At 72.4% G+C, this 24,887-nt stretch carries 18 protein-coding genes and 3 pseudogenes; 9 read left to right on the top strand and 12 right to left on the bottom strand.

Features of this window, described 5'->3' with window-relative positions; genetic code table 11:
• Positions 1–389 precede the first annotated feature (389 nt).
• From AB8A24_RS00980 to AB8A24_RS00955, 6 genes and pseudogenes are all read left to right on the top strand, one after another.
• A complete protein-coding gene (locus AB8A24_RS00980) occupies positions 390–1,379 on the top strand; it encodes a hypothetical protein (RefSeq protein WP_369474253.1) in 990 nt (329 codons plus the stop codon).
• Positions 1,376–2,488: an NAD(P)/FAD-dependent oxidoreductase gene (locus tag AB8A24_RS00975; protein ID WP_369474251.1), complete on the top strand. Its 1,113-nt coding sequence runs from the start codon at positions 1,376–1,378 to the stop codon at positions 2,486–2,488. Before AB8A24_RS00980 ends, AB8A24_RS00975 begins: the two co-directional genes overlap by 4 nt.
• A gap of 131 nt (positions 2,489–2,619) precedes the next feature.
• On the top strand, positions 2,620–4,437 hold the full coding sequence (locus AB8A24_RS00970) for a carbamoyltransferase (RefSeq protein WP_369474249.1): 1,818 nt from the start codon (positions 2,620–2,622) through the stop codon (positions 4,435–4,437).
• 2 nt (positions 4,438–4,439) lie between these two features.
• Positions 4,440–5,078 (top strand): annotated as a pseudogene (locus tag AB8A24_RS00965) (histidine phosphatase family protein); the annotation flags it as partial.
• Between the two features lie 261 nt (positions 5,079–5,339).
• Positions 5,340–5,870, top strand: a complete 531-nt coding sequence (locus AB8A24_RS00960; RefSeq protein WP_369474248.1) for a hypothetical protein — start codon at positions 5,340–5,342, stop codon at positions 5,868–5,870.
• A gap of 114 nt (positions 5,871–5,984) precedes the next feature.
• Positions 5,985–6,099, top strand: a pseudogene (locus tag AB8A24_RS00955) (IS5/IS1182 family transposase); the annotation flags it as partial.
• A 26-nt stretch (positions 6,100–6,125) separates the two neighbouring features.
• Here the strand turns inward: AB8A24_RS00955 and AB8A24_RS00950 are convergent.
• From AB8A24_RS00950 to AB8A24_RS00895, 12 genes are all read right to left on the bottom strand, one after another.
• Complete coding sequence (locus tag AB8A24_RS00950) at positions 6,126–6,590, bottom strand: SRPBCC family protein (protein ID WP_266480438.1); 465 nt, start codon at positions 6,588–6,590, stop codon at positions 6,126–6,128.
• 235 nt (positions 6,591–6,825) lie between these two features.
• Positions 6,826–7,335, bottom strand: a complete 510-nt coding sequence (locus tag AB8A24_RS00945) for a nucleoside deaminase (RefSeq protein WP_266480440.1) — start codon at positions 7,333–7,335, stop codon at positions 6,826–6,828.
• A 138-nt stretch (positions 7,336–7,473) separates the two neighbouring features.
• Positions 7,474–7,626, bottom strand: a complete 153-nt coding sequence (locus AB8A24_RS00940; protein WP_328960296.1) for a hypothetical protein — start codon at positions 7,624–7,626, stop codon at positions 7,474–7,476.
• Between the two features lie 884 nt (positions 7,627–8,510).
• The gene (locus AB8A24_RS00935; protein WP_369474245.1) at positions 8,511–9,494 is read right to left on the bottom strand and encodes an NAD(P)/FAD-dependent oxidoreductase; all 984 of its coding nucleotides are present in this window, start codon (positions 9,492–9,494) and stop codon (positions 8,511–8,513) included.
• The gene (locus AB8A24_RS00930; protein WP_369474243.1) at positions 9,491–11,506 is read right to left on the bottom strand and encodes a ferritin-like domain-containing protein; all 2,016 of its coding nucleotides are present in this window, start codon (positions 11,504–11,506) and stop codon (positions 9,491–9,493) included. Before AB8A24_RS00930 ends, AB8A24_RS00935 begins: the two co-directional genes overlap by 4 nt.
• A 49-nt stretch (positions 11,507–11,555) precedes the next feature.
• The gene (locus AB8A24_RS00925; protein WP_369474241.1) at positions 11,556–13,022 is read right to left on the bottom strand and encodes a radical SAM protein; all 1,467 of its coding nucleotides are present in this window, start codon (positions 13,020–13,022) and stop codon (positions 11,556–11,558) included.
• The gene (locus AB8A24_RS00920) at positions 13,019–14,431 is read right to left on the bottom strand and encodes a hypothetical protein (protein WP_369474240.1); all 1,413 of its coding nucleotides are present in this window, start codon (positions 14,429–14,431) and stop codon (positions 13,019–13,021) included. Before AB8A24_RS00920 ends, AB8A24_RS00925 begins: the two co-directional genes overlap by 4 nt.
• Positions 14,432–14,569: 138 nt before the next feature.
• Positions 14,570–15,799, bottom strand: coding sequence for a Dyp-type peroxidase (locus AB8A24_RS00915; RefSeq protein ID WP_369474238.1), 1,230 nt, complete (start codon positions 15,797–15,799; stop codon positions 14,570–14,572).
• Entirely contained in the window at positions 15,796–17,052 is a 1,257-nt protein-coding gene (locus AB8A24_RS00910; RefSeq protein ID WP_369474236.1) for a hypothetical protein, read from the bottom strand. The genes AB8A24_RS00915 and AB8A24_RS00910 overlap by 4 nt, the downstream gene beginning before the upstream one ends.
• A 139-nt stretch (positions 17,053–17,191) precedes the next feature.
• Entirely contained in the window at positions 17,192–18,397 is a 1,206-nt protein-coding gene (locus AB8A24_RS00905) for an FAD-dependent oxidoreductase (protein WP_328960304.1), read from the bottom strand.
• Positions 18,394–19,818: an FAD-dependent oxidoreductase gene (locus AB8A24_RS00900; RefSeq protein ID WP_369474234.1), complete on the bottom strand. Its 1,425-nt coding sequence runs from the start codon at positions 19,816–19,818 to the stop codon at positions 18,394–18,396. The genes AB8A24_RS00905 and AB8A24_RS00900 overlap by 4 nt, the downstream gene beginning before the upstream one ends.
• On the bottom strand, positions 19,815–21,254 hold the full coding sequence (locus tag AB8A24_RS00895) for an FGGY family carbohydrate kinase (protein WP_328960306.1): 1,440 nt from the start codon (positions 21,252–21,254) through the stop codon (positions 19,815–19,817). The genes AB8A24_RS00900 and AB8A24_RS00895 overlap by 4 nt, the downstream gene beginning before the upstream one ends.
• Positions 21,255–21,661: 407 nt before the next feature.
• On the opposite strand from AB8A24_RS00895, the gene AB8A24_RS00890 reads away from it, so the two are divergent.
• The 3 genes and pseudogenes from AB8A24_RS00890 to AB8A24_RS00880 all read left to right on the top strand — a co-directional run.
• Positions 21,662–22,642, top strand: coding sequence for a hypothetical protein (locus tag AB8A24_RS00890; protein WP_369474232.1), 981 nt, complete (start codon positions 21,662–21,664; stop codon positions 22,640–22,642).
• 115 nt (positions 22,643–22,757) lie between these two features.
• Positions 22,758–24,290, top strand: coding sequence for an amino acid permease (locus AB8A24_RS00885; RefSeq protein ID WP_328960308.1), 1,533 nt, complete (start codon positions 22,758–22,760; stop codon positions 24,288–24,290).
• Positions 24,291–24,392: 102 nt separating this feature from the next.
• Positions 24,393–24,845, top strand: a pseudogene (locus tag AB8A24_RS00880) (alpha/beta hydrolase); the annotation flags it as partial.
• Positions 24,846–24,887: the final 42 nt, after the last annotated feature.

The raw sequence follows: 24,887 nt of genomic DNA, 5'->3' as shown, positions 1-24,887 counted from the left end.
TTTCCAGGACCCGCCGGCCACAGGAGGCGCACCGGATCCGTCCTCCGCTTGGCCTGTTCCCGTAGGGTCCGGAGGTCGCGCTCGGCGCCTGTCGGATGCTTCCCGTCCTGCCGGTTCGACCGCTTCCTGGCATCAACTCCCTTGCTCACCAGGAAGATTGGATTCCGGTGTGATCGACTGGAGTAGTGACCAGAGGGCACGTCACGGACCCGGATCGGTTCTTGTAGATCTCTACGAAGTGTGGGTTTCGGCCGGCGGACGTTTTCATGTCTTCCGTCCCTGCCTGACTTCGCTCGGTTGCCTGTGTACTCCTTCACACACGACGCAACGAAACAGGGGGATCGGGCTCGCCGTGCCTCCTGACGTCGTGCCGAACGAAGGAGAGAACCTTGAGCGAGACGTTATCCGGGCCGACGCGGACGTCAGCCGGCCGACTGCTCGACATAGCCTGGCCCGACCTGGGCATCACCGTCACCGCGGAGCTCGACGGCCGTAACCCCGAGCTCGCCGACGCACTGTGGGAAGCACTGCCCTACCGGAGCCTGCAGGGACACGCCCTGGTCGCCGGGGCCCACCTCTACCACGTGGCCCCCGTTCCCTCCTTGCTCCATCTGCCCGCCTCCACCCGGATCCCCGACCGGCGCGAGGCACCCGACGGAACCGTGTTCTGCTCCGCCCTCCAGCACCTCGGCATCAAGTACGGCACCCTCACCGAACCGATGCCCGCCTCCCCCATAGGCCGGATCCGCCCCGAGGACATGCCCGCCCTCCTCGAAGCGGGCCGGGCGACCTGGGACGCCGTCTACTCCACGAAGAAGGAAATCCTGGTCGAGGTCCGGCCGGCAGGCACCGCGGGCGGCCACAGCATCCCTCGTCTGCACGCCACCCACCCCGACGCGAACCGCCTGATCCACGACCTCCACACCGAGACGGAGCGGATCTGGCTGGAGGCGCCGCCCGAACTCGCCGACATGCACCGGGGCTGGATCCCCTCCGGAGCCGGCACCTTCGACACCGTCCTGCCCACCCTCCTCTTCGTCAACGGAGAGACCCGCCCCCTGGGGTACGCCACCTACGGGGGCCTCGTCCGCGCGGCCGTCGCCGACATGCCCATCGACTCCCTGCGCCAGATGACACGCCTCCTCGTCGGCATCCCCGCCGAGTTCCTCGGCTACTGCGGCCTGGACAAACTCTGGACCTACACCCAGCGCTTCCTCGCCTGCCTCGACCACCTCGACCACGAGGACTTCCTCGCCGTCACCGGCCAGATGGCCCTCTACATCAACTGCCTCGGCGGCTGGAACCTCCACCTCTACCCCTGGAACACCGCGGACCACCTCCGCCGGCACGACCCCGCACACGCGGGACAGCCCGCATGAGCGCACACCCCACCCGCACCGACACCCTCGTCATCGGCGGAGGAGTGATCGGTACGTCGATCGCCTGCCATCTCGCCGAGGCCGGCGTGGGCACCGTCCTGCTGGAGCGCGGCACACTCGGATCGGGATCGTCCGCGGCCACCGCGGGGGTGGTCCGCACCTACTTTCCCGGCAGCCCCCTCACCGGCAGCCTCGCCGTCCGGAGCCTTGCGGCGTACCACTCCTTCGCCGAACGGACAGGAACTCCCCTCGGCCTCGAGCGGGTCGGGTTCCTGGTGCTGTTCACCGAGGAGCAGCAGGTGGAGGACTTCCGGCGCGAGCACGCCGCGCAGCGCGCCGCGGGGGTGAAGGTCGAGCTGGTGACCGCGGCCGAGGCGGCGCGGCTCAACCCGCTGCTGGACGAACGCTCCGTCCTGGCCGCGGCCTGGTCGCCCGAGGCCTACGCCTGCGATCCCGCCGCGATCGTGCGCGGTTATGCCGCCGCCGCCCAGGAGGCGGGCGCCGTCCTGCTCACCGATACACCGGTCACCGGTATCGACCCCGACGGGCGCGTCCGCACTCCCACGGGCGACATCCTCGCCGAATCCGTCGTCTGCGCGGCCGGCCCCTGGTCGACCGCGGTGGCCGCCCTGGGCGACGTACACCTCCCGGTGAGCGCGGATCCGATCGAGCTGCTCCTCACCGACCCGCCCGACACCCCGCCCGCCACTCTCCCGATGACCCTGCACGCCGACTCCGGCCTACGGATCCGGGCCTGGCGGGACCGCGTCCTCGTCGGGATGGGCCGGCCCGGCCCGGACGAGTCCAGGCAGGCCTGGCTCGGCCGACTGTCACGTCTGCTCGGCACCGTCTACCCGGCCCTCGACGGCATCCGCGTCCATCGCGGGTGGAGCGGAGCGCTGGAGGCCAGCCCGGACGGAGGCGCCCTCATCGGGCGGCATCCCTCCCGGCCCTTCTTCTACGCGGCGGGATTCTCCGGACAGGGGCTGTGCCAGGCGCCCGCCGCCGGGGAGATCGTCCGCGATCTCCTGGCCGGCAAGCAACCGTGGACCGACCCGGCAGGGCTGTCCGCCGACCGCTTCCCGGCGGTCGCCCCGTCGCTGCGGTAGTCCTCCCGTAGTCATTCCCGAACTCCCTCGCACGCACGGCCGGTGACGTGGTGGCTCTCGCCGCGTCACCGGCCGTCCTGCGGCGCCCGCCCGCGCACGGCCGACGCCGCACGACAGAGAAGGAAATCGTCATGATCGTCTTGGGTTGCAACGGTTTCAGCCGCGTCTCGGAGGTCTTCGCCGAGCACTTCGGCTCCGTCGGCACCGAGAAGCACTACCTCCTCGGCCACGACGCGGGCGCATCGCTGCTGGTGGACGGAAAGCTGGTCGCCGCCGTGGAGGAGGAGCGGCTCAACCGGGAGAAGAAGACCACCGACTTCCCCTTCCACTCGGTGAACTGGTGCCTCGAGGAGGCGGGGCTGCGTTTCTCGGACATCGACCTCATCGCCATCCCCTGGAACTTCTCCCCCGAGGTCTTCGACGAGATGCTGGCCGGCATCACGTCCGCGCCGATGGCACCCGCGGCGAAGCTCGACCTCATCGGTGGCATGGGCAAGCTGTTCACCGAGGTCGTCAGCCACGACGCGATCCTCGCCGGCTTCGCCGAACGCACCGGTTTCACTCCCGATCCCGCCAAGGTCGTGTTCGTACCGCACCACCTCGCCCATGCGATGACCGGGTACTACCTGGCCGGCATGAAGGACTCTGCGTTCCTCGTCAGCGACGGCCGCGCCGAGGTGTTCTCGTCGGTGACCGGCGAGATCCGCGACGGCCGGATCCGCGTCTTCGACGAGTCGGCCGTAGGGGCCCAGCATTCGATCGGGCTGCTGTTCGCCGCGATCACCCGGTACCTGGGCTTCGTGCCCAACAACGACGAGTACAAGGTCATGGGCCTGTCCGGTTTCGCCCGGCCGCCGGCGCCGAACCCGTTCCTGGAACACCTCGTCGACCTGCACGAGGACGGGCGGTACACCTTCAGCAGGCCCCTGGAGACGGACAACCCCCGGGGTCTCGACCCTCTCTTCGAGGAGTACTTCGGTCCCGCGCAGGACACCCTCGCCCACCGGGCGCGGGTGGCCGCGGCGGCACAGGAGATGCTGACCGTCGTCACGAACCACCAGCTGCGCGCACTCGAAGCCAGGACCGATCTGAACCACCTGCTGTTCGAAGGCGGTGTGGCGCTGAACTGCTTGAACAACACCCCGCTGTTCGAGGGGTCGCGGTTCGACGACATGGACGTGAGCTTCGGCGCGAGCGATACGGGCATCGTCATCGGCGCCGCCGTCCACGCGTGGCTAGGTCACCCGGACACCGCCGGCGCGCGGAGGTCCACGCCGGCGCCGGTCACCCCGTACCTCGGGCCGGAATACGACGACGCGACGATCGAGCAGGCCCTGCGGGAGTTCGGCGGGCGGGTGGAATGGACCCGGCTGAATGAGGACGAGGTCGTCGACCAGGTCGCGAAGCTGCTCACCGAGAAGGTGGTCATAGGTTGGTACGAGGGCCGGATCGAGCACGGCCCGCGGGCCCTGGGGCACCGCAGCATCCTGGCGAACCCGCGGTTCCCGGACATCAAGGACGTGATCAACACCCGGGTCAAGCACCGCGAGCCGTTCCGTCCGTTCGCACCGATCGTGCTCGAACCGGACGCCCCGAAGGTCTTCGAGATGGGCCGCAAGACCCGCTCGCCGTACATGACGTTCGTGTTCCCGGTGCGACCGGAGTTCCATGACGTGATCCCGGGAGCGACGCATGTGGACGGTACCTCCCGGGTGCAGACGATCACCGACCGGGACACCCCGCGGCTGGCGGCCCTGCTCCGCCGGTTCACCGCACTGACCGACGTGCCCTGCCTGCTCAACACCTCGTTCAACGTGGCGGGCGAGCCGATCGTCTGCACACCCACCGACGCGCTGAACTGCTTCCTCGGTACCGAGATCGACTACCTCGTGCTCGGCGACCACCTGGTCACCAAGGCCGTCGTCCGCACCCAGGAGCGACCGGTTTGAACGCCGCACCCGCCGACCGGACCACACCCACGACCCTCCTGCTGATGCGGCACGGCGAGACGGCTCTGACGCCGGAGCGGCGGTTCTCCGGCAGTGGTGGCCTCGACCCGTCGCTGTCGGCCGCCGGGCGCCGGCAGGCCGAGGCGGCCGCGGCGATGTTCGCCGCGCGCGCGGCGGTGCGGGCGGTCGTGTCCTCACCGTTGCGGCGCTGCCGGGAGACCGCCGAGACGGTGGCCGAACGGCTGGGCCTCGACGTACAGGTCGACGAGGAGCTGCGCGAGGCGGATTTCGGGGCCTGGGAAGGGCTGACGTACGCCGAGGTGGAGCAGTGCCGTCCGCAGGAGTTGGCGGCATGGCTGCGCTCACCGGCGGCCGCGCCGTCGGGCGGTGAGCCCTTCGTGGAAGTGGCGCGGCGGGTGGCACGGGCCCGGGACGAGCTGCTGGCCCGGCACGCGGGGCAGACCGTGCTGGTCGTCTCGCATGTGACGCCGGTGCGGCAGTTGATCCGGCTGGCACTCGGCGCGCCGCCGGAGGCGCTGTTCCGGATGGAGACCGCGGCGGCTTCGGTGTCGGCGGTCGCGTACGACGCGGACGGCGTCGCGTCCGTGCGGTTCGTCAACGACACCGCGCACCTGCGGTGACCGCCGGCCCCGTTGGCGGACCACCCTGCCGAAGGCGCCGGGTGGTCCGTCACCCGGGCCGGGACCTGTCCGGCACATGACCGAGCCCGCACGCCGTCGACCACCCTACGGTGGTCCCACCACGGACGGCCGCGCCTGTCCATCTGCGGCACAACAGGGGCGCTGTCCGCTCCCACGCCGCGTCCGTCGGTTCACCTCGACCCGCCGCAAGATCAACTATTGGGCACGCCTTAGGGTGTGCGGGTGGCCCGTTCTGATGCCGTGTCGAAGACACGTTTCCTGGTCCTGAACGACTACGGCATGGGCGGCACCTGGTGGTGGGTCCACGCCCGGTCCGAGCAGGAGGTGCTGGAGACCTTCGCCGACGTGGAGGTCGTGCACACCGAGGCCACCCGCGCGGAGGCCGAGACGTGGGGTCTCGACGAGGCCGACGTCGACGGACCGACGACACCGCCCGGCCTTGCCGAGGCCCGCGCCGAACGGGACGCCCAGCGCGGCAGGCCGGGCTTCGGCGCCTTGGCCGGCCGGGACCTGCTGTATCTGAGCCGCCGGTGGGACGAGGACGACGCCCCGATGACCTACCTGATGGAGGTCGGACCCGATGGTCGTCGGCTCCGCCAGGTCGAACTGACCGAGGACGGAATGGCCTACCGGAGCACTCCGGAGGACTGGCCCTTCAACCCGCCGTGCGTGGACCGCTACGACCCTGCGTGGGTGCCGTTCGTGATCGGCCGAGAAGAGTTCGAGGCCCGTTGGACCCGGGCCGTCCACGATCCGAGCCGCTGGGGTTAAGGCCCGCCTGGCAGTTCCCATCGGGGCCGGCCCGTCTGGCACGAGCCTTCCTTGCCCCGGTCGGGAATGGTCGGACAGGGCCTGAAGACCGGTCCCGAACGGCATGACCTTGTGGTGGCCGGCGTGATCGCGGCGTCGGAGCCCCTCTGGAGAGCCCCGCTCACCGGGCTGAGCCCGGGTGCCTTCGGGAAGCCGGTGGCCGCGGTGCGAGGGGGCGGCCGCGGACCGCGTCATCGACCGGTTCAGGGACGACGCTCAGGAGGCCGCGAAATGGTCGCGTACGGAGTTGGTCTGGTTCTCCATCATGGTGATGACCGCCTGCACGACCTCGGGGTCGGCGTCGTCGGCGATCCCGAGCACCCGCGACCACTCGAAGTAGCTGCGGCCCGGGTCATCGGTGATCGGCCGGACGCGGATCGTGGCGTCGTAGCTGGTGATGCCCATCGTCGGCGCGACGGCCCGATAGGTGGAGGACCGGTCCACCTCGTTGCGGCCGGCGATCTCCTGCTGGACGAGGCCGTCGTTGAACACGAGGGTGAAGTCGTACCGCGACGGGACGGTGTCGGGGGTGCCGCCCTCGGCCCAGCCCACGTTCTTCACCGCGGGACCGGACACGATCTTGACGACGTTCATGGGGTTGCGCACCTCGGCCCAGACGGTGTCCGGATCGGCGTCGAGGATCGTCGAGTGGTGCATGGTGTGCTTCCGCTGGATCGCCACGAGAACTCCTTGCCAGAAAGGGAAATGTCCTTGAAATCCGTTACGCGCGCGAGGAAGGGTGCGGCCACCGGTGACGACCGGGCGGCGGACGACGATGTCGACCCGGCGCCCGGCTCTCGGGGTGTTCACCGCTGTTCGTGGACGTTCACCTGGTGTTGCGGTGCCGGACAGTTCCGGCGTCCACAGTGGTGCGGTCGGTGCGGTTCGCTCGACGTCGGTCCGGTGAACCGGTGACTCAGTAGTCGATGCGGTCGGTCTTGGCCACCCACGCGTCGAACGGAGCCGTACGGTTCGGCAGGTCCAGGTGCTCGATCGCCAGCGGCCACTTCGACGCGGGCTGCTTCTCGAACAGGTCGTAGAACTTGCGGTCGTCGAAACCGGCCACCGCGGCGTCGTGCCGGTCGGCGGCGAAGACGATCAGGTCGACCCGCGCCCACAGCGCCGAGGAGAGACACATCGGACACGGTTCGCACGAGGTCACCAGGACGCAGCCTTCGAGCGAGAAGGTGTCGAGCTTCTTGCAGGCGGCCCGCATCGCGCTCACCTCGGCGTGGGCGGTCGGATCCAGGGTGGAGGTGACCTGGTTGTTCCCGAGCGCGACGACCTCGCCGTCCTTGGCGACCAGGGCGCCGAACGGCCCGCCGCCGTTGGCCACGCTGTTCGTGGCCAGTCTGATCGCCTCGTCCAGCCAGGTGCGCTTGAGGTCCTGGATGTTCACTTCTTGGGTGTGCGCGGTCACGGTCACTCCTTAGGAGACGGTGGGGGATTTCCCTGGTGTTCTGCCCGTGCGGGACAGCAGGGACGGCAGGTGGGTCTCGCGGGTGCCGCTTCGAGGCCGGCGTCCGGGGATCGGCGCACGATCGGCGGTACCCGCGGGAAGTCGCTACGGCTGATCGCCTGCGATGTGCTCCGGTGCGGCCGGGAGGCGGGTCAGGTCCGCCCCCGGCGCATGGCGGACGGCGAGTTCCGCGGTGACGGTGACGCCCGGATCGAGCCAGGCCATGGCGAGCACCCTGCCGGCTATCGTCTCGCTCAAGGCTCTCTCTCCCCCGCTTCAATGCATTCTGTGTGAAGGAGTACACAGGCAACCGAGCGGAGTCAGGCAGAGACGGAAGACATGAAAACGTCCGCCGGCTGAAACCTACTCTTCGTACGGATCTACAAGAACCGATTCGGGCGCGTGACATGGCCTCTGGTCGATGGACCGGCGAACCGCCCCCGAAGCGAACCTTCCTGATGAACGGGGTAGTTGTCGCAGGAGCTCCTTCCGAACCGCCGACAGGGTCGAAAGCGGAATCCACGAACGACCCGTGTCGGCGCTCGAAATCTTCCTGGCCACCGGGCACCGGGCGGCCTCAGCCCCTGTTTTTCACTCCCGGCAGGCAGGAAACGGAATGCGTCTACGACTCCTGCGACGCCCCTGGAGCCACCCCTGCGGGGGCGACGAAGAGGTCTCGGGAGCGCGCCCGCTCGACTCGTCCGTGCTCCCGCGCGGCCACCACGGACCCGGCCGGGGACCTCTTCCGGTCGATCGGCCCGACGGTCACTCTCCGAGGCCGGCCGCGACGGCCTCGCCCGTACGCCTTTCCGCCGGACAGGGGCGGATGTCGTGCGCGCGCCCCGTTGTACGTACGGCGCCGACGGGCCTTCAGGCGCGTGGCGGGATCCAGCAGGGCATCGCCGTCCGCGGCCACCCCCGTGGCCCCGGCGCGGGTGAGGCCGTCCCTGAGGCGGGCAGCCGCTCGGTCAGCAGGTCCTGCTCACCGCGCAGTTGCTGCGCCATCGCCGTGTACGCACAGAACCCGCAAGGTCCCGCCCCACCTTTCGCAGACCGAGCCGGACCGGTGCAGGGTGGAGGGTCGATCGCCACGCGCGCCGGGGATCGCGTGGAACCCGGCGCCGGACGGTTCGCTCCCCCGCTCAGCGGCAGGCGTCGATCTCGTGGTGCCACGCGGCGGACGGGAAGGCCTGCGGATAGAGCCGGGCGCACGTGTCCAGGTGGGCCCGGAAGGCCGTGCGCAGGCGAGCGGCGTAGTGGGCGCACAGGGCCTCCGGGGACGTGCCGGTGGCCGCGGCGTGGATGACGGCCGTGGCCAGCACGGCCGTCCGGAGGGCCTGGGCCGTGCCGGTGCCGCTGAGCGGGTCGTAGCGGATCGCGCCCGCGCCGACCAGGAGCCGCCCGGGGGTGTCCGCTGTCGGGGCGGTGGCCGGAATGCGGTGGAGGCGGGGGGCGGCCGGCAGCGAGACGGCGGTGGTCGGTGCGCACCGGAGTCGGGGAGCCAGATCGGAAGCGGCGAGCAGGCGGCCCAGCAGGTTCTCGGGGTGGGTGGCGGGGCCCGGGACCATGGCCTGGAGCAGGGCGTTCCCGTCGCCCAGCGGGGTGAGGTGGAGCCAGGCGAGATCGGTGCAGTCGAGGCGGGCGGTGGTGTCGTCCTGGCCGGGTGCCAGGGCCGCTTCACCGGCCAGCAGCCGACGGCGGCCGGCCGTCCACTGGTCGTCGGGGTGGGAGGCGGCCGTGACCGTCCACCGCGGTAGGCGGCCTCCCCCGGATTCCTCGGCGACGGTGTCCGGATGGTGTGCGGCGAGGCGGTCGCGCAGCCGGGCCGCGAGCTGGGCCCCGTCCACCACTACGGCCGGCTGTCCCCGGCGCGGGGCGGCCGGAGTGGCGCCCCAGCGGGCCCGCCGGTGGGTCAGCGCATGGGTGACGAGGTCCAGCTCGGCCGGCTCGGCGATGCCCCACAGGGACCGGAGCAGGGCCTGGGTGGATGCGTCGAGCAGGAGCGTGCGCCGGCCCTCGTCCGGGCGGGCCCGCAGCCGGACCCGGTGCCCCCGTGCGGCGAGGAGCCAGGCGCAGGTGACCTCGGCCAGCCCGGAACCGGCGATCTCGACGTCGGCGCGACTCATCGTGGGCTGAAGGCCGCGATCAGCGCTTCGGTGTCGGCCTGATGACGGGTCATCATCGCGCGTACCCCGTCGACCGCGAGGGCGTCGATGTTCTGCCGTACCGCGACGCAGGCCCGTGCCGCGGCCAGGACGGCCTGGCCGTCGCCGAGCTCCGGTCCGGCCGCGTGCGCGGGCCCGGACTCGGGGAACGACACGGCACCGGACGCCGCCGCGATCGCCCCCTCGCCGGCGGGAACGGGCGCCGCGGGAAGCTTGGCGAAGCGGGGGGCGACGCCGTGCGACGCCAGGAGGTGGTTGAGCTCGTGGAGGTTGAACATCGTCCGGCGGGCCTGTTCGATCAGCACACCGCCCGCCGTGTCGCCCCGTTTCAGGGTGGCTTCCAGGGCGCCCAGCAGCATGGTGTAGTTCAGCGCCGACAGCTCGACCAGCTGCACGTCCAGCGGCGTGTCCGGATCGGTGCGCAGCGGTCGGAGGTAGTCGTCGGGGGAAAGCTCCGCGAGATGCTCCTTGACCGCCGTGAAGCGGTGGTAGTGGTCGTTGCCCTCGTCGATGATGAGCTTGATGAGGTGCGCGAGCCGGTCCGCCTCCGGGAAGAGCTCCGGGCGGTGGACGATGGTCTCGTGCAGCTTGACGTACATCCCGTCGATGCCCTGCGGGTCGGCGGTCACCGCGCTGGGGCGCTCCACGGCGATGAACCAGTCCAGTTGCTCGGGCGTGAGCGGCTTCAGCTCGAACCGCCGGCCCGTCTGGAGCTGGATGACGGTGTCGGGCCGGGGCGGTTCGAGCCGCAGCGGCCGGCCGAGCGTGGCGAGCATCTCGTTGACCCATCTCAGGTGGCGCATCTCGTCCACCGCGACGGAGAACACCTCCGCGGCGGCCGCGTAGATCTTCCGGACGCGCGCCCCCTCGGGCGTGGCCGGGTCGTGCGCGGCCGGGTCGAGGACGGCCGGGGCGTTCAGGGAGTAGTGGGCGTAGAGGTATTCGAGGCAGAGCGCGTGCTCGACGACGGCGAGCCGCTCCAGCTCGTGGATCACCTTCGCGCGCGTCATGGGCTTCAGACCGGACCAGTCCGGCAGTTCCATGCTGTCGTCCTCGCGGCCGTTGAGGACGACGGGCAGCACGTTCCAGTTGGCGATCAGGGCGGGGTGGTCGAACTCCCTCGCGGACCGACCCCGGATCGTGGGGATGTCGGGCTCGGGCGGGTCGGTGGCGCGGTTGCGGCGCTGGAAGTTGAGGTTGCGGTACACGCCGTCGGAGCTGCTGGAGATGTCCGGCTTCGAGGCGGCCCAGTAGTAGCAGCCGCATTCACGGAAGTCGTACTGCCAGGGCGCGCAGAGGCTTCGGGTGAGGTCGCCGGGCCGGTACACGTCGGGGTCGATGACCCCGTCCGGGTCGAGGTAGCGGGCCCGGTCGGCAATCAGCACGGCCCACTCCAGCACGCCGTCGTCGTCGCGCCCCACCTCGTTCCGGCCGGCCATCCGCCGGACGTTGAGGCCGTCGTCGTCCGGTAGCCAGAACGCCCCCGGAGAGGTGCTGCCGGGGGTGCGGCCGAGGACGACGGCGACCCGGCCGGGGAGCAGGTCGTGCACCCGGCGCCACAGTTCCAGGCCGGTGCGCTCGGTCGCGTGGAACACCGGAGCGTCCTCCTCCGCCTGATCCACGGTGGTGCGCCCGCAGACGGCCCACAGGTAGAGCGGCTGTGGGTCCTGCGGCGTTCCCGTGTCGAGGTCGGCGTCGGTGATGCCCTGGGCGGCGGCGACACCGCCGGTGACGGCCAGCACCCGCGATCCGCTCGCGTGGTGGAAGTCGACCGTCAGGCCGGGGAAGAAGGCCTTCTCGAGATTGCGCTGGTCGAATTCCAGGCCGGGGAAGCAGTTGTCGACGCCGCTCTCCGGGCGGGAGCCGGACGGATTGCCGCGGACCACGTGGTCGGCCCGTGCGGTGAGGTTGCGGGGGAAGATCTTCCCCTCGGGTACGGGGAGGTCGACGCTTGCGGAGGTGGGGTCGTTCATGGCGGTTCCTTCGGCCGGACGGGACGGGGGCGCGGGCCAGGGGCGCGATTCAGCGGGCCAGGGCAGCCGGATCGCTCGGGAGGTCGGATGCGGTCGACTGCCGGAAGAACTCCGGTGCCACCTGGGAGAGTTCGACGTAGGCGCGCAGGCAGAAGGCCAGCCAGCCGCGGATGTAGTCGCAGCCGGTCCGGCCGCGTCGGCTGACCTCGTGGTAGCAGCCGCCGCCGCACAGGTAGCGGGCCCAGCAGGACCGGCAGGGCTCGGCCCGGTCCACGTGGCGGGCCGCCAAATGGGCCGCCCTGGCGTCCTGGTCGGGTCCCTGGGCCAGCGATCCCATGGCGAAGGCCGGGTCGTCGACCAGCCGGTGGCAGGCGTAGAGGCCGCCCTCGGCGGAGGCGCTGAGGTATCCGGCGCCGGCGCCGCAGGGGTACGGGCGATGGCCGCCCGTGTGCAGTTCGTACATCGCCGTCTGGAAGTTGCCGAAGGGGTACGGTCGGCCCGCGGCCAGTTCGCGCAGCGCCGCTTCCCCGCACTCGACCATCTGCTCCAGGAATCCGGTGAAGGCGGCGGTGTCGATCTCGTACGCGGCGTCCGGGGCGCTCACCACCGCGGAGAAGCCGACCTCGTCGAAGCCGAGGCCGATGCCGTGCTCCAGGATGTCGATCAACCGCCCGGTGTACGGAGTCACGCTGACCCGGGCCGAGAGGTGGCGGGGCCGTCCGTACCGATCCAGCACCTCCAGCCCGGCCCGCAGCCGGTCGTACGCGCTGCCCCCACCCGGGGCGCGGCGCAGCGCGTCGTGGCCGACCCGGTCGCCGTCCAGGCTGACGGCCACGGTGAACGGGTGGGCGGCGAACAGTTCCGCGTCCGCGGGCCGGACCGTGGTGAGGTTGGTGGTGAGCGCGAAGCGGACGGCGTGCCCGGTGGCGGCTCCGGCCCGGGTCGCGTGCGCGACCACCTCGTGCAGCAGGTCGCGGGCGAGCAGCGGTTCGCCGCCCATGAACCCGACGACCACCGCCGCGCCCGGCGCGGCTTCCGCGAGGAGCCGGTCCACGGCGGCGAACGCGGTCTCGCGGGGCATGGCCCGGGCGGAGCCGCCGAACCGGCCCTCGTCGGCGTAGCAGTGGCCGCAGCTGAGGTTGCAGGCCTGCATCACGTTGAGCGACAGGGAGGCGAGCGGTGGTACGGCGGCCGGGGTGCCGTCGATCCGTGGGGGCGGCATGCCCGCCCCGCCCCAGAGCGGCAGGCCCAGTCCGGCGGCGACGGCGGCGTCCTGGGCCGGGTCGTGCGCGGCGGCCGTCCACCGCTCGAGGCGGTCCGCGGCCGCTTCCGGGAGGTCGTAGATCCGGCTGCCGTCGGCGACGAACAGGTGGGCGCCGTGGGCGCTGCGGAACACCCTGGTCTCGGCGGCGAGGCCGAGGGGCCCGCCCCCGGCGCCCCCCGCCGATCCCGCTTCCGCTGCCGGTTCGGGTTTCCGGTCCGGTGGCCGTCGGCCGATCTGCAGCAGGACGCTCATGTCCCCTCCTGGACGCGCTCGCGCAGCGAACCGACCCAGGCGACCAGGAGGTCGTACTGGCGGCGGGTCAGGTGCATGGGAAAGGCGTCGGATCCCCGCACCGAGACCGGCATCCGGCGGTCGTACCAGACGTCCTCGGACCCGGGCTCCCTGATGACCCGTTCGATGAGGCCGGGCTGTTCGCGGAACATGTCCTCCAGGGCCTCCAGTGCGACGAAGCGGCGGTGCCGGCGGCGGCCGCGTTCGGTGAGCGCGAGGATCACCCCCAGCAGGGGTTCCGGCGGGCTGAAGGTCCGGGCGCGGGCCGGGCCGGTGGGCAGGCCGAGCTCCTCGGCGGTGCTCTCGTTCTCCAGGGTCGCCCGCTCGTTCTGCGCGTCGACGTTGACGGCGTCCATGGCCTCCAGCACCCGTTCGAACAGGTCGCGCACCTCCAGCGCGGTCAGTTGCGGATGCTCGGCGATGTAGGCGGGATCGCGGACCTCGCCGCGTTTGACCCGGTCCGCCAGGCCGTCGGCCAGAGAGGTGAAGGGTCTGCGGTCGGGTGCGAAATCGGGCGGGGTGACGACGATCCGCGCGCGGGCCGACAGGCCGCCCGGCAGGGTGACGGTGACCAGCCCGTCGCACACGTCGTCGACCAGGCCGAGGCTCTTCTGCCCGTCCTCCTCGCGCGAGCCGGCGAACAGCCCGCCGGGCACGGTCCGCGGATCGCCCTCTCCGGTGAACTCGCACCATTGCGCGTCCGGGGAGAGGATCAGCCGCTCGGCCGGCAGGACGAACCGCGGGGAGCGCGTCGGAAGGTTCGTGGGGCCGTACACCGCTCCGGTGGCGGGTGTGAAACGCAGCCGGAGTTCGGGAAACCGGTCGTCGGGCCTGGGCACCTGGACGGACCCGAGCGGTACGTGCCGTCCGGCCGGGACCAGCGGCCGGTCGGCCCCCTGCGGTGATCGCCCCTCCAGCGGTGTGCGCCGGTGGTCGTCACCGGCCAGCTCGGCACCGGCCTCGATCCGGTCGCCCGGCGAGAGGGTGCAGTGGTGCGCCTTCAGGTTGGCGACGTCCACCTCCCAGCGCAGGTCGGCGAGTTCCATGCCGACGGCGGCCAGCACATCGGTGGTGAGCGGGCCGGTGTGCCGTACCCCGTCGGCCGTCCACGCACCGTGCACCTCGAAGAAGGGGCACAGCGGGCGGAAGCCGGCTGCGTCCTTGAACCGGACGCGGTCGCCCTCCGGTTCCCGCTCCGTCAGGGTCCCGTCCTCGGCGACGTCGAGGGAGGGCCGGGGTTCGACGACGGTCTTGCCGGTGCCGCCCGGCGACAGGTCGCTCATTCCCCACCGGTAGTTGTCGCAAGGCACCGGGGACGGGCCCAGCCGGGCGAAGGCGAGCGGTGGATGGAGCCAGATCTGTTCGATCACTGTGCGTCTCCGTTTCCTTCGAGGGGTCCCGAGGAGATCCAGGGGTCCGAGGAGTTCGCCGGGTTCCGAGGAGTTCGAGGGGTCCGAGGGGTCCGAGGGGTCCGAGGGGGTCCGAGGAGGTCCGAGGTGTTCGAGGGGTCAGCCGAACACCTCGGACCCCGGATAGGGGGCCCCGTCCCGTACGGGTGGGACCAGATACGTACCTGCCGCCCGGACGGTCAGCAGCCGGCCCGCCGGCCCGTCCGGACCGGGCTGCCCGCCGAAGTTGACGCCACCCAGCCAGCCGCGCTGGGTGAGGATGCGCAGCACCCGTTCGGGGCTGTCCTGGAAGCCGACGAAGTTCAGCCCGGCCCGGAAGCCGGGGGCGGTCGCGACCGGTTCGAAGAACTCGTACCCCTGCCGGAACACCCGCAGCGAGCCGCTCTGGTCGGGGTCGGCGGTGCCGGTCAGGTTGGCCCGCCGCACATGGGCGGTGAGCAGCACCGGATCGGCGGTGGGCCGTGGCTCCAGGAAGTCCTCGTTGCCCGGCTGCGTCACCTCGGTGGTCCCGGCCACCGGGCAGCCCGCGGCCGGTACGGGCCGCCCTTCGGTGTCGCGGCCGGTCAGCGGGGCTCCGGTGAGCTTGTCCCGGCCGACCAGGAACTCCTGCTGCGCGCGCGGCAGGAGGTGCCATCCGTCGAGGTCGACGGCGAGGCGGGCGAAGACCAGGCAGGTGCCGCCGATCGTCCACGGGTCCGGGCCCGCGTCGGCCGCCGCGATGCTGATGACCCGTTCCCGGTCACCGCTGTCCAGGTTGGACACGCCGTCGTGGAAGCCGATCCAGCTGCGCCGGTCATCGCGCTGGAATCCGGTGTGGATGCCCGCGATCTCCAGCGTGGCCGCCCGGGTGTCGCCGGTGCGTGCGCCGCGCAGCAGTTTCCACAGCTCCACGACGCCGCGCGAGACCGCGAGCTGGGTGTCCGCGGTGAGCTGCAGGCAGAACTCCTCCGTGGCGTCGTTGCGAATGACGTCCGCGGCGTACGACAGCCCCCCGCCGACCAGCAGCGGTCCGCCTCCGGTGGGGCGGGGCGAGCGGAACCGGAAGCGCGGGCCGAGTGCGGCCGGGCACGGGAGCTTCGCGCCGGCGATGTCGAACGCCTTCGGGCCGAAGCCGAGCAGGAACTCCAGCTCGGCGCCGGGTACCGGGTGGCCCGGCAGTTCCGCCACGACGCCGTCGGCGAGGCCGCGCAGCATCGTGGTCACCTCGCGCAGCGCGCCGTCGACGGCGTCGGCGTCGGCCTCCGGGTCGGCCCGCAGGAAGACGAGCGCCAGATGGCCGGGCGGGCGCCTGCCGGGCCCGTGGTAGATCCCGTCCTGGAGGACGCTCATCTCCCGCCCCGGGGACCGCCGCCCATCGGTTCGGACAGGGCCTCGGCGTCGAACGCCTCCTTCAACGGCCCCACCGTGTCGGTGCACACGCGCGCGTCCCGGCAGCGGATGGGTCCGGGCGAGTCGGGGAGGACCACGAGGTCCCCGGGCGGTACGGGCGTCGGGGCGCCGAGCGCGACCACCGGGCCCACCTGTACCTGGCGGACGACCTGGTAGCCACCGGTCAGGGGCTCCTCCGCGTCGCCCTCCACCACGGTGATCTCGTCGAGGAAGTGCGGGTCGTCGTCCGGCGGGCCGAACTCCAGGCGTTGGTGCAGCCCCTGTCGGCCGCGCCCCAGGCGGATCCACGGGTCCGGAACGGGTCCGCCCTCGAAGAGGAAGACCTCCGAGGTGAACTGCTGGATGTACATGCCCAGCGGATCGGCGAAGGACACGGTCCGGCCCTGGAAGGCGGCGTCCGCCGCGGCCAGTGCGGCGGCCGGGTCCGCGTGGCGGCAGGAGAGGGCTTCGAGCCCGGGTTGTCGGCGGAAGATCTGGTCCCGTCCGGCCGGTTCGAAGCCGCCCGCGGCATTGCGCCGGGCGTAGGGCTGCGCGCCGAACATCACGATGTAGATCAGGTCGTCCAGCCCGTTGATGGGATGGGCCATGAAGAGGGCGTTGACCGCGTTGAGCGAGCCGGCCGGGGCGGCCGGGACATCGGCGTCGATCAGGTCGCGGTGCTGTCCGTGGCCGGTCAGGTGGCGGGCGAAGGCCACGCGGCGCTGGGCCGGGGAGAGCAGGTTCGGGTCCGCGACGGCCGGTCCGTAGAGTTCCTGCCAGCGTGGCGGCTCGGTCGCGAGCGTCGCCGTGACGATCTCCCGGAGGCGGGCCGGATCGTGCTCGGCGAGCATCAGGTAGTACTCGGGGAGCTCCGTGGTGACCTGCACCCGCTTGGGGCGCATCCGTCCCTCGGTGTCGACCGCGCTGATGACCGCGTACTCGCAGTACTCGTTGTGCAGGGCGCGGCGGCCGCGTACGCCCCAGTCGGACAAGGCGCGGGCCGTCTCGGCGTCGAAGCAGAACTCCGGCTCGGCCGGATGGCCGAACCAGGTGACGGCCACGCGCTCGGCGGCCGGATCGTCGGGTTCCAGAGTGAAGTACTTGCTCCCCAGATCAGGTTCGAGGCTCCTGAACTGGCGATCGATCTCCTTGTTCCAACGGTCCAGGAGATCGGGGGCCAGGTCGTCGGCCAGTCCTGGGACGGAAAACGGCACGTCGGTACCTCCTGACGGGGCGTGACCCCGTAGGTGACGTAGTGAGCGACCAAGATCGTGACACAGAGTATCGATCCATTTACACACCGTAGTCAAGAGTGCGCGCGGAGTTACCCTCCGGGCTCGGGGAGCGGCGCCGTCAGCCGATGGCCAGCACGACCGGACCGCCCGACCGGTCGACCCGGTCCGTCCACCCCGGCGCGAGCCGCAGCGACCGCGACGGGGTCGTCCGGACCGGGAACCTCCGTCGCCAGAGCAGCCGGCCGTCCTGGGCGGCCGTCAGCACCGGGGCGGTCAACGGCTCCCCCGACCGCAGCAGCAACGGCCGCCCCGCGAGGTCCGTGAGGTCCGTGAGCCGGTTCGGCATGACCCACAGCAGCGGGGCCCGGACGACCAGCGGTGGGCCTGCCTCCGGCCACGGCGCACCCGAAAGGCGGGCGAGGACCGGAGCCGCCGCAGCTGCGCCCTCCGCGGCCGCCGTGGCGGCCCGCTCGACACCGTGGAGGGCATTGCCCACCGCGAAGACCCCGGGCACCGACGTACGGAAGGAGGCGTCCACAGCGGGGCCGCGGGTGCCGGGGTCCACGGCGATGCCGCCGCGGCGCGCCAGCTCGTGGTCGGGGATCCAGTCGCCGGTGAAGACCACCGTGTCGCACGCGAGGACCCCGGTGCGGCCGTCCGCGTGGCGCACGACCACGCCCGACAGGCGGCCCCGGCCGCGTAGTTCGCCCACCGTCGTGGCCGTGAGCAGCGGAACTCCCGGTACGGCGGCGCCGCGCGGGCGCTCGGTGACCACGGCCACCACCTCCGCTCCCGCCCGGCGCAGCGTGCGTACCGCGTGGCGGGCCACCGGCTCGGCGCCCACCACGACGGCCCGCCGGCCGATGGCCTGGCCGTACAGGTGGACCGACTGTTGCAGTTCCCCGGTGGTCAGCACGCCCGCGGGGCGGGAGCCGGGCACCAGCCGGGCGCTGCGCGGGCGTTCGCGGGCGCCCGTGGCGAGGACGACGGCGCGGGCGGTGATCCGCTCGAGGCCCGCCGGGCTCGTGGTCTCCAGGGTCAGCGGTCCGGCCCAGCCGGTGGCGCTGACGCCGGTACGGACCGTCGCCCCGGCGGCCGTCGCCGCCTGCGCGGCCCTTCGCGCGTACGCCGGTCCGGTGAGCCAGGGGCGTACCGGCCCGCCGAACCCGCCGTGGTGGCAGTGGCGCGGCACGCCGCCCGCGTCCTGCTCGCGCTCCAGGACCTCGACGTGCCCGGCGCCCGCACCCGCGAGGCGGGCCGCCAGGGCCAGCCCGGCGGGGCCGGCGCCGACGACCAGGACGTCGACCGTCCGGTCGTGGCTCACCGCCGGGCCTGCTCGAACAGAGCGCGGACGGCGGCTCCGCAATGGAAGCCCTGGCAACGGCCGCCCCGGGCCCGGGTGCGCCGCCGCAGGCCGTCCGGTGAACCGGGCGGGACGGTCGAGGCCAGCGCGTCGCGGATCTCCCCACGGGTGACGCGCTCGCAGTGGCAGACGATCCGGCCGTACTCCGGGTCCCGTGCGATCAACTCGGCGTCGCGGTACGGGCGCGGGAACGCCTCGCCCAGGTTCGGCATGCGCACCGGCTCCAGTTCCCGGGCCCCCGCCACCGGCAGGCCGCTGTCGGCGAGCAGTTCCACCACATACGCGGCGATCGCCATCGAGGCGCTCAGCCCCGTCGAGCGGATCCCGCCCACGGTGACGTACCGCTGCGCGGGGTGGGCCCGGATCGCGTAGTCGTCGTCCCCGGTGGCGGCCCGCAGACCGGCGTAGACGGCGGTGACCTCCTCCTCCAGGAGGGCCGGCAGGATCCGTCGACCCTTCTCCCGCAGCAGCGCGAGTCCCTCGGCGGTCGATCCCGTGTCCGTCTTGTCGTCGAGGTCCTCGGCGGTCGGCCCGAGCATCACGTTCCCGTACACCGTCGGCGACACCAGGACCCCCTTGCCCAGGGCGCCCGGCACGGGCAGCAGGATGTGCCGTACGAGGCCGCGGGCGAGCTCGTCGAAGACGATCAGCTGGCCGCGCCGGGGCGTCACGGTGAAGTCCGCGTGGCCGAGGAGCCGGTCGATCTCGTCGGCGTACAGCCCGGCCGCGTTGACCAGGTACCGGGTGCGCAGCGGGCCCCGACTCGTGGCCACGGTATGCGGCTCGCCCGACGTGATGCCCCGTACGCGGCAGTTGAGGTGGAGTTCGACACCCGCGCGCACGGCCTGCGTCGCGTACGCGAGCGTGGTCGTCCAGGGACAGATGAGGGACTCCCCCGGCACGTCGAGCGCTCCCAGTGCCCCGGGTCCGAGCTCCGGCTCGCGGGCCCGCACCTCCTCGGCCGGGATGATCCGGGCCGAGCGGTAGCCGTTGCGTACGGCCTTCTCCGCGAGCCCCGGCAGCGCGGCCCGCTGCTCCGCGTCCCAGGCGACGAGGAGCGCACCGAGCGGCTCCACCGGGATGCCGGTCCCTGCGGCGTACGCGGAGAGCCGTAGGTGGCCCTCCCGGACGAGCCGGGACTCCAGGGAGCCGGGCACCGCGTCGAAACCGGTGTGCAGGATGGCGGTGTTGGCCTTCGAGGTGCCGTCGCCGACGTCGTCGGACGCGTCGACCAGGGCGATCCGCAGCGGGAGCCGGGCCAGTTCGCGGGCGATCGCCGTGCCCACCACGCCGGCGCCGACGACCGTCGCGTCGTACACCCCGCCGGGCAGGGCGCCGCCGGTGGTGACCGTGGTCGCGGTGGGAGCGGTGGTTTCGGTCATGCCGGTGCGTCGCCGAGCAGGGCCGAGACCGCCGCGCGGAACCGTGCGCGGCGTTCCGCCGCCTGCGCCGCGCCGGCCCGCGGCTCGTATACGGCGGAAGGCTTCCACTCCGGGACGGCCTCGGCGACGGTGAGCGAGGGATCGAGCCCGAGTCGGGCGACGGCGCCGACGCCGAGCGCGGTGATGTCCGGCAGCGCCGACACCTCCACGGGGATGCCGAGCAGGTCGGCCTGGGCCTGCATGAGCAGCGCGGAGCGGGTCAGGCCGCCGTCGACGCGCAGGGCGGCGAGCGGGGCGCCCAGGTCGGCGGCGACCGCGTCGGCGAGCTCCGCCACCTGGGCGGCGACGCCGTCGCACAGGGCGCGTACGAGATGCCCGGCGGTGGTGTCGAGGCCCAGGCCGGTGACCGAGCCCCGCAGGTCGCCCCGCCACCACGGGGCGGCGAGCCCGGCGAGCGCCGGGACGAAGGTGACACCGCCGGCGTCCGGGACGCTCCCGCCCACGGTGTCGATGTCCGCGGCACCGGAGATCACCCCGAGATCGGTGAGCCAGCGCACGGCGGAGGCGGCCGTGTACACCTGCCCGTCCAGGCAGTAGCTGGTCCGGCCGGCGAGCCGCCAGGCGACACAGCCGACCAGTCCGGAGGTGCTGCGCAGGGGGCGTGGGCCGGTCTGCGCGAGCAGGAACGCGCCGGTTCCGTAGGTGCATTTGGCGGTGCCGGGCTCGGTGACGCTCTGGGCGAGGAGGGCGGCCTGCTGGTCCACGAGCAGCCCGGTCAGCGGCAGTGCGGGACCGAAGGCGGTGGTGGTGCCGACGTGGGTGTCGGCGTCGACGACCTCGGGCAGCCGCTCACCGGCGAGGCCGAAGGCGTCGAGTGCCGCGTCCGACCAACGGGTGGTGTCGAGGTCGAGCAGCTGGGTGCGGCCGGCGGTCGCCGCGTCGGTGACGAACGCGCCGGTGAGGCGGTGCACGAGCCATGCGTCGCTGGTCGTCACGACGCCGCGCCGGGTCAGGTGGCGGCGTATCCAGGCCATCTTGGGGGCGGCGAAGTACGGGTCGAGCGGCAGGCCGGTCGTCTCCCGCAAAGAGGCGGCGTGGGCGGCCAGTTCGGTGCAGAGCCCTTCGGCGCGCCGGTCCTGCCAGACGATCGCGTCGGTCAGTGGTGCGCCGGTCGCCGGGTCCCAGGCGAGAACGGTCTCGCCCTGGTTGGCGAGGCCCACCGCCACCACGGGCTCGCCCGCCGCCGCCAGTGCGGCGCGCCCGGCGTCGACGACCGAGTCCAGCAGTTCGCCGGGGGTGACCTCGACCCGGCCACCCGGCAGGTAGCGGGGCCGTACGGGGGCGGATCCGGAGCCTATGACTCCACGTATCGGACAGACGACCAGCGCCTTGGTCCCCGAGGTGCCTTGATCGACAGCGAGCACCGGGCCCGTCATCACCACTCCGTCCCTGGTGTCGCCTTGATCGAACGTCGGTCGGAAGCCTTCCCCAGCCGACCCCGCCCGTCAAGATCCGCCCAAGGGCCGCCGCTCGCCACTGACGCATCTTCATATGTCGATCGTGGCTTGATACTTACGTTCGAACAAGGATCTGGATGCGTATGCTCCTGATCGCCATATAGTGATCGCCGATCAACGGGCAGCGACATCGACCGTGGGTCAACGGCGGGGGTTCGACGAACAGTTCTCGCATGGTTCACGCATCCCTGGCACCGGGCACGGCTGCATCGCGGCAGCCGGCGGCCGGATGGACCCACCTTCCATGCGATCCGAGGACTGATGATCACGACCACCGCAGGACGCGCCCACCCGGGCCGCCGCCGCCCGTCGACCGGGACGAGGTGATGGCGGGCAGCGATTTCCGGCCCGTCTACCACCCGGCCGGCCACGACAAGGAGCTGCGTTCCGCCTCCCAGGACCTGCGCACCGGCCGTTGGGTCTCCATGGCGCGCTTACTCGAACGCACCGACGACTGGGGCCTGTGGACCCAGCGCACCCAGGTGCTCGCCGCCGTCGCCGCCGGTTCCGACGTGGTTCAGGCCTGGCGGGCCGAGGAACCGCACAGTGTCGCCGCACTCGTGATGCACACGCGCGTCTGCGTCGAACGGGCGGTCCGCGCCCACCGCGCCGGACACCCCCGCACCGGCGAGCTGTGGCAGGAAGCGTGGTCGACCTGCCGGGAGGCCGCCCGCATCAGCCCCGCCGACCCCGTGCCCTGGGTCTGCCTGCTCGCCCTCGCCCTCCTCGACGAGGAGCGCCAGATGGCCGAGCACCGGGTGCCGCCACCGGGCCCGATGCTGCCCCCCGGTCCCTGGGGGATCCTCGCGGAGGTCGACAAGCGCGACCCGCACAACCGCGAGGCCTACCACCGCATGCTCCAGTTCGTGTACGCGGGCACGCCCGGCCCGCTCTCCGAGGCCGCCAACTTCGTCCACTGGGCGGCCGGTTCCGCACCCCCGGGATCCGCCGTGCACGTCCTGCCGCTCTACGTACGGGTCGAACGCTACCGCCGCGAACGCGGCCAGGAGCGGGCCCTGGACCTGCACTGGGTCGCCGAGGACGCCGTCCGCGACGCACTGCACGCCCTGGACACCTGGTTCCACCACGCCGATCTGCCGCGCGCCTCCCCGCTCGACCTGAACCAGCTCGCCCACGCCCTGTGGGGAGCCCTCCAGTTCGACGAGGCGGCCCGGGTCTTCGACGCGATCGGCCCGTACTGGACCACCCTGCCGTGGGCCCACCGGACCCGTGACCCGGCCGACCGCGCCCTGGCCGAGGAGGTGTTCCTGCAGGCCAGGTCCCGAAGCCTGGCCGGCCGGAACTGACCCCCGCCGCCTCCCCCACGGCGCCGACCGCTCGCTCCACCCGCACCACCCAGGCCGCACCCGCACCCCCGTGCTCCACCGTCCCCGTGCTCCACAGACCCCCGGAGGTACCGCCGTGTCCAGAACCGATTGGGCAGCCCGCCAGGACCGTAAGGCCCCACCCCAGCAGGACGAGGAACAGCGCCTCAGGGAGCTCGGCTACCAGCCCGTCCTCGCCCGCCGGATGGGCGGATTCGGAAACTTCGCCATCAGCTTCTCCGTCATATCCGTCCTCTCCGGATGCATGACGCTGTACGGCTTCGGCATGGGCTCCGGCGGCCCGGCCGTGATGCTGTGGGGCTGGATCGGCGTAGGCCTCTTCGTCCTCTGCGTGGGTCTCGCCCTGGCCGAGGTGACCAGCGCCTACCCCACCTCCGGCGCGCTCTACTACATGGCCGACCGGCTCGGCGGCCGCCGCTGGGGCTGGTACACGGGCTGGCTGAACCTGCTGGGCCTGCTCGGCGCCATCGCCGGCATCGACTACGGCGCCGCCCTGTTCACCGGCGCCTTCCTCAACCTCCGCTTCGGGTTCGTGCCCACCCCCGGCTCGACGTTCCTGATCTTCCTGTGCATCCTGTTGCTGCACGCCGCGCTCAACCTCTTCGGGGTCCGCCTCGTCAGCGTGCTCAACTCCATCAGCGTCTGGTGGCACCTGGGCGGTGTCGCCGTGATCGTCGGCGCCCTGGCCTTCATCCCCGACCACCACCAGTCGGCCTCGTTCGTCTTCACCGAGTTCGTCAACGACACCGGCTGGGCCAACCCGTTCTACGTGGCGGCGGTCGGCCTGCTGCTCGCCCAGTACACCTTCTCCGGCTACGACGCCTCCGCGCACCTCTCGGAGGAGACCAGGGACGCTTCCGTCTCCGCCGCCAAGGGCATCGTCCGCGCCATCTGGGTCTCCTGGATCGCAGGTTTCGCCCTGCTCGCCGGCCTCACCTTCGCCATCCAGGACTACGCGGCGGTCCAGGGCAGCGCCACCGGCGTCCCGCCCGCCCAGATCTTCATCGACGCACTGGGCTCCGGCGGCGCCACCGTCCTGCTCCTCGTCGTCATCGTCGCGCAGCTCTTCTGCGGCAACGCCGAGGTCGCCGCCGCGAGCCGGATGGTCTTCGCGTTCAGCCGTGACAACGCGCTCCCCGGATCGGCCCTGTGGCGCAAGGTCAGCGGCCGGACCCAGACCCCGGTACCGGCCGTCTGGCTCTCCGTCGTCGTCGCCGGCGTACTGGCCCTCCCCTCCCTGTACTCCGCCACCGCCTACGGGGCCGTGACCGCCATCAACGTCATCGGCATCACCCCGGCCTACGCCATCCCGATCTACCTGCGCCTGCGCGCCGGCAACCGCTTCGAGCCCGGCCCCTGGAACCTGGGCCGCTGGAGCAAGCCGATCGGCTGGATCGCCGTCGTCTGGGTGGGGCTCGTCACCGTCCTCTTCTGCCTGCCCCAGAAGTCCCCCGTCACCATCGACTCGATGAACTACGCCGTGATCGCCCTGGCGGTGGTTCTGGTCCTGGCCAGCGTCTGGTGGTACGTCGCACGCCGCTCGTACGGCACCCCCTCGGCCTACGGCAACGCCCGCGAGCAGGCGGAGATCGCCGAAGACATCGTCTGACCCGGCGCGGCCGCCCCGACCGGCCGCGCTCTCATCCCGTCCACGGACGGCCGGTGAGCGGCGCCCGGCCGGTCAGCGGCGGCCGGCCGGGCGCCGCTGCGGGTGGAGGTCCTCCCGGACGTCCTCGAGCACCGGGCGCTCCTCGCACGTGTGGGGGAGACGCTCCGCACCCAGGGGCTCATGCCGGCGATGGCCGTGTTCGCCGCCGGCCTGCGGAAGGCCGGGGACACCCCCGGGCCGCCGGCCCAGGTCGCCCTTCCGCCCCAGGCGGCGGCGCGAGCCGAGCGGACGATGGCCGACCTGCCGTACTTCGTCGGCCGTATCGTCCCCGCCTTCATGTCCTACGTCCCGGACGTCGGCCGGCTGGAGGCCCTGTCGGAGCGGCTCGTGCTCGCCTGCGGCCAGGACTCCCGCGGCGAACTGCCCTACCGTCCGGCGGCTTTCCTGGCCGAGCGCCTCGGCACGGAACTGCGGCACTTCCCCGGCGGACACACGGGACTGACGACGCACCCCGCCGAGTTCGGTGAGCTCCTACGGAAGGCCTTCCAGGCCTAGGGTGTCCCTTCCGCACGCATCCGGCCTACCGCCGGTCGGCGT

The organism is Streptomyces sp. BF23-19, from assembly GCF_041106355.1.
In the GTDB taxonomy this organism is placed as follows: Bacteria; Actinomycetota; Actinomycetes; order Streptomycetales; family Streptomycetaceae; genus Streptomyces; species Streptomyces virginiae_A.
This window is presented reverse-complemented; position numbering and strand designations above follow the sequence as displayed.

Coding starts and splice junctions, on each gene's coding strand:
- AB8A24_RS00975 (WP_369474251.1), top strand. CDS start 1,376: ATGAGCGCACACCCCACCCGCACCGACACCCTCGTCATCGGCGGAGGA.
- AB8A24_RS00970 (WP_369474249.1), top strand. CDS start 2,620: ATGATCGTCTTGGGTTGCAACGGTTTCAGCCGCGTCTCGGAGGTCTTC.
- AB8A24_RS00935 (WP_369474245.1), bottom strand. CDS start 9,494: ATGAGTCGCGCCGACGTCGAGATCGCCGGTTCCGGGCTGGCCGAGGTC.
- AB8A24_RS00930 (WP_369474243.1), bottom strand. CDS start 11,506: ATGAACGACCCCACCTCCGCAAGCGTCGACCTCCCCGTACCCGAGGGG.
- AB8A24_RS00925 (WP_369474241.1), bottom strand. CDS start 13,022: ATGAGCGTCCTGCTGCAGATCGGCCGACGGCCACCGGACCGGAAACCC.
- AB8A24_RS00915 (WP_369474238.1), bottom strand. CDS start 15,799: ATGAGCGTCCTCCAGGACGGGATCTACCACGGGCCCGGCAGGCGCCCG.
- AB8A24_RS00900 (WP_369474234.1), bottom strand. CDS start 19,818: ATGACCGAAACCACCGCTCCCACCGCGACCACGGTCACCACCGGCGGC.
- AB8A24_RS00895 (WP_328960306.1), bottom strand. CDS start 21,254: ATGACGGGCCCGGTGCTCGCTGTCGATCAAGGCACCTCGGGGACCAAG.
- AB8A24_RS00890 (WP_369474232.1), top strand. CDS start 21,662: ATGGCGGGCAGCGATTTCCGGCCCGTCTACCACCCGGCCGGCCACGAC.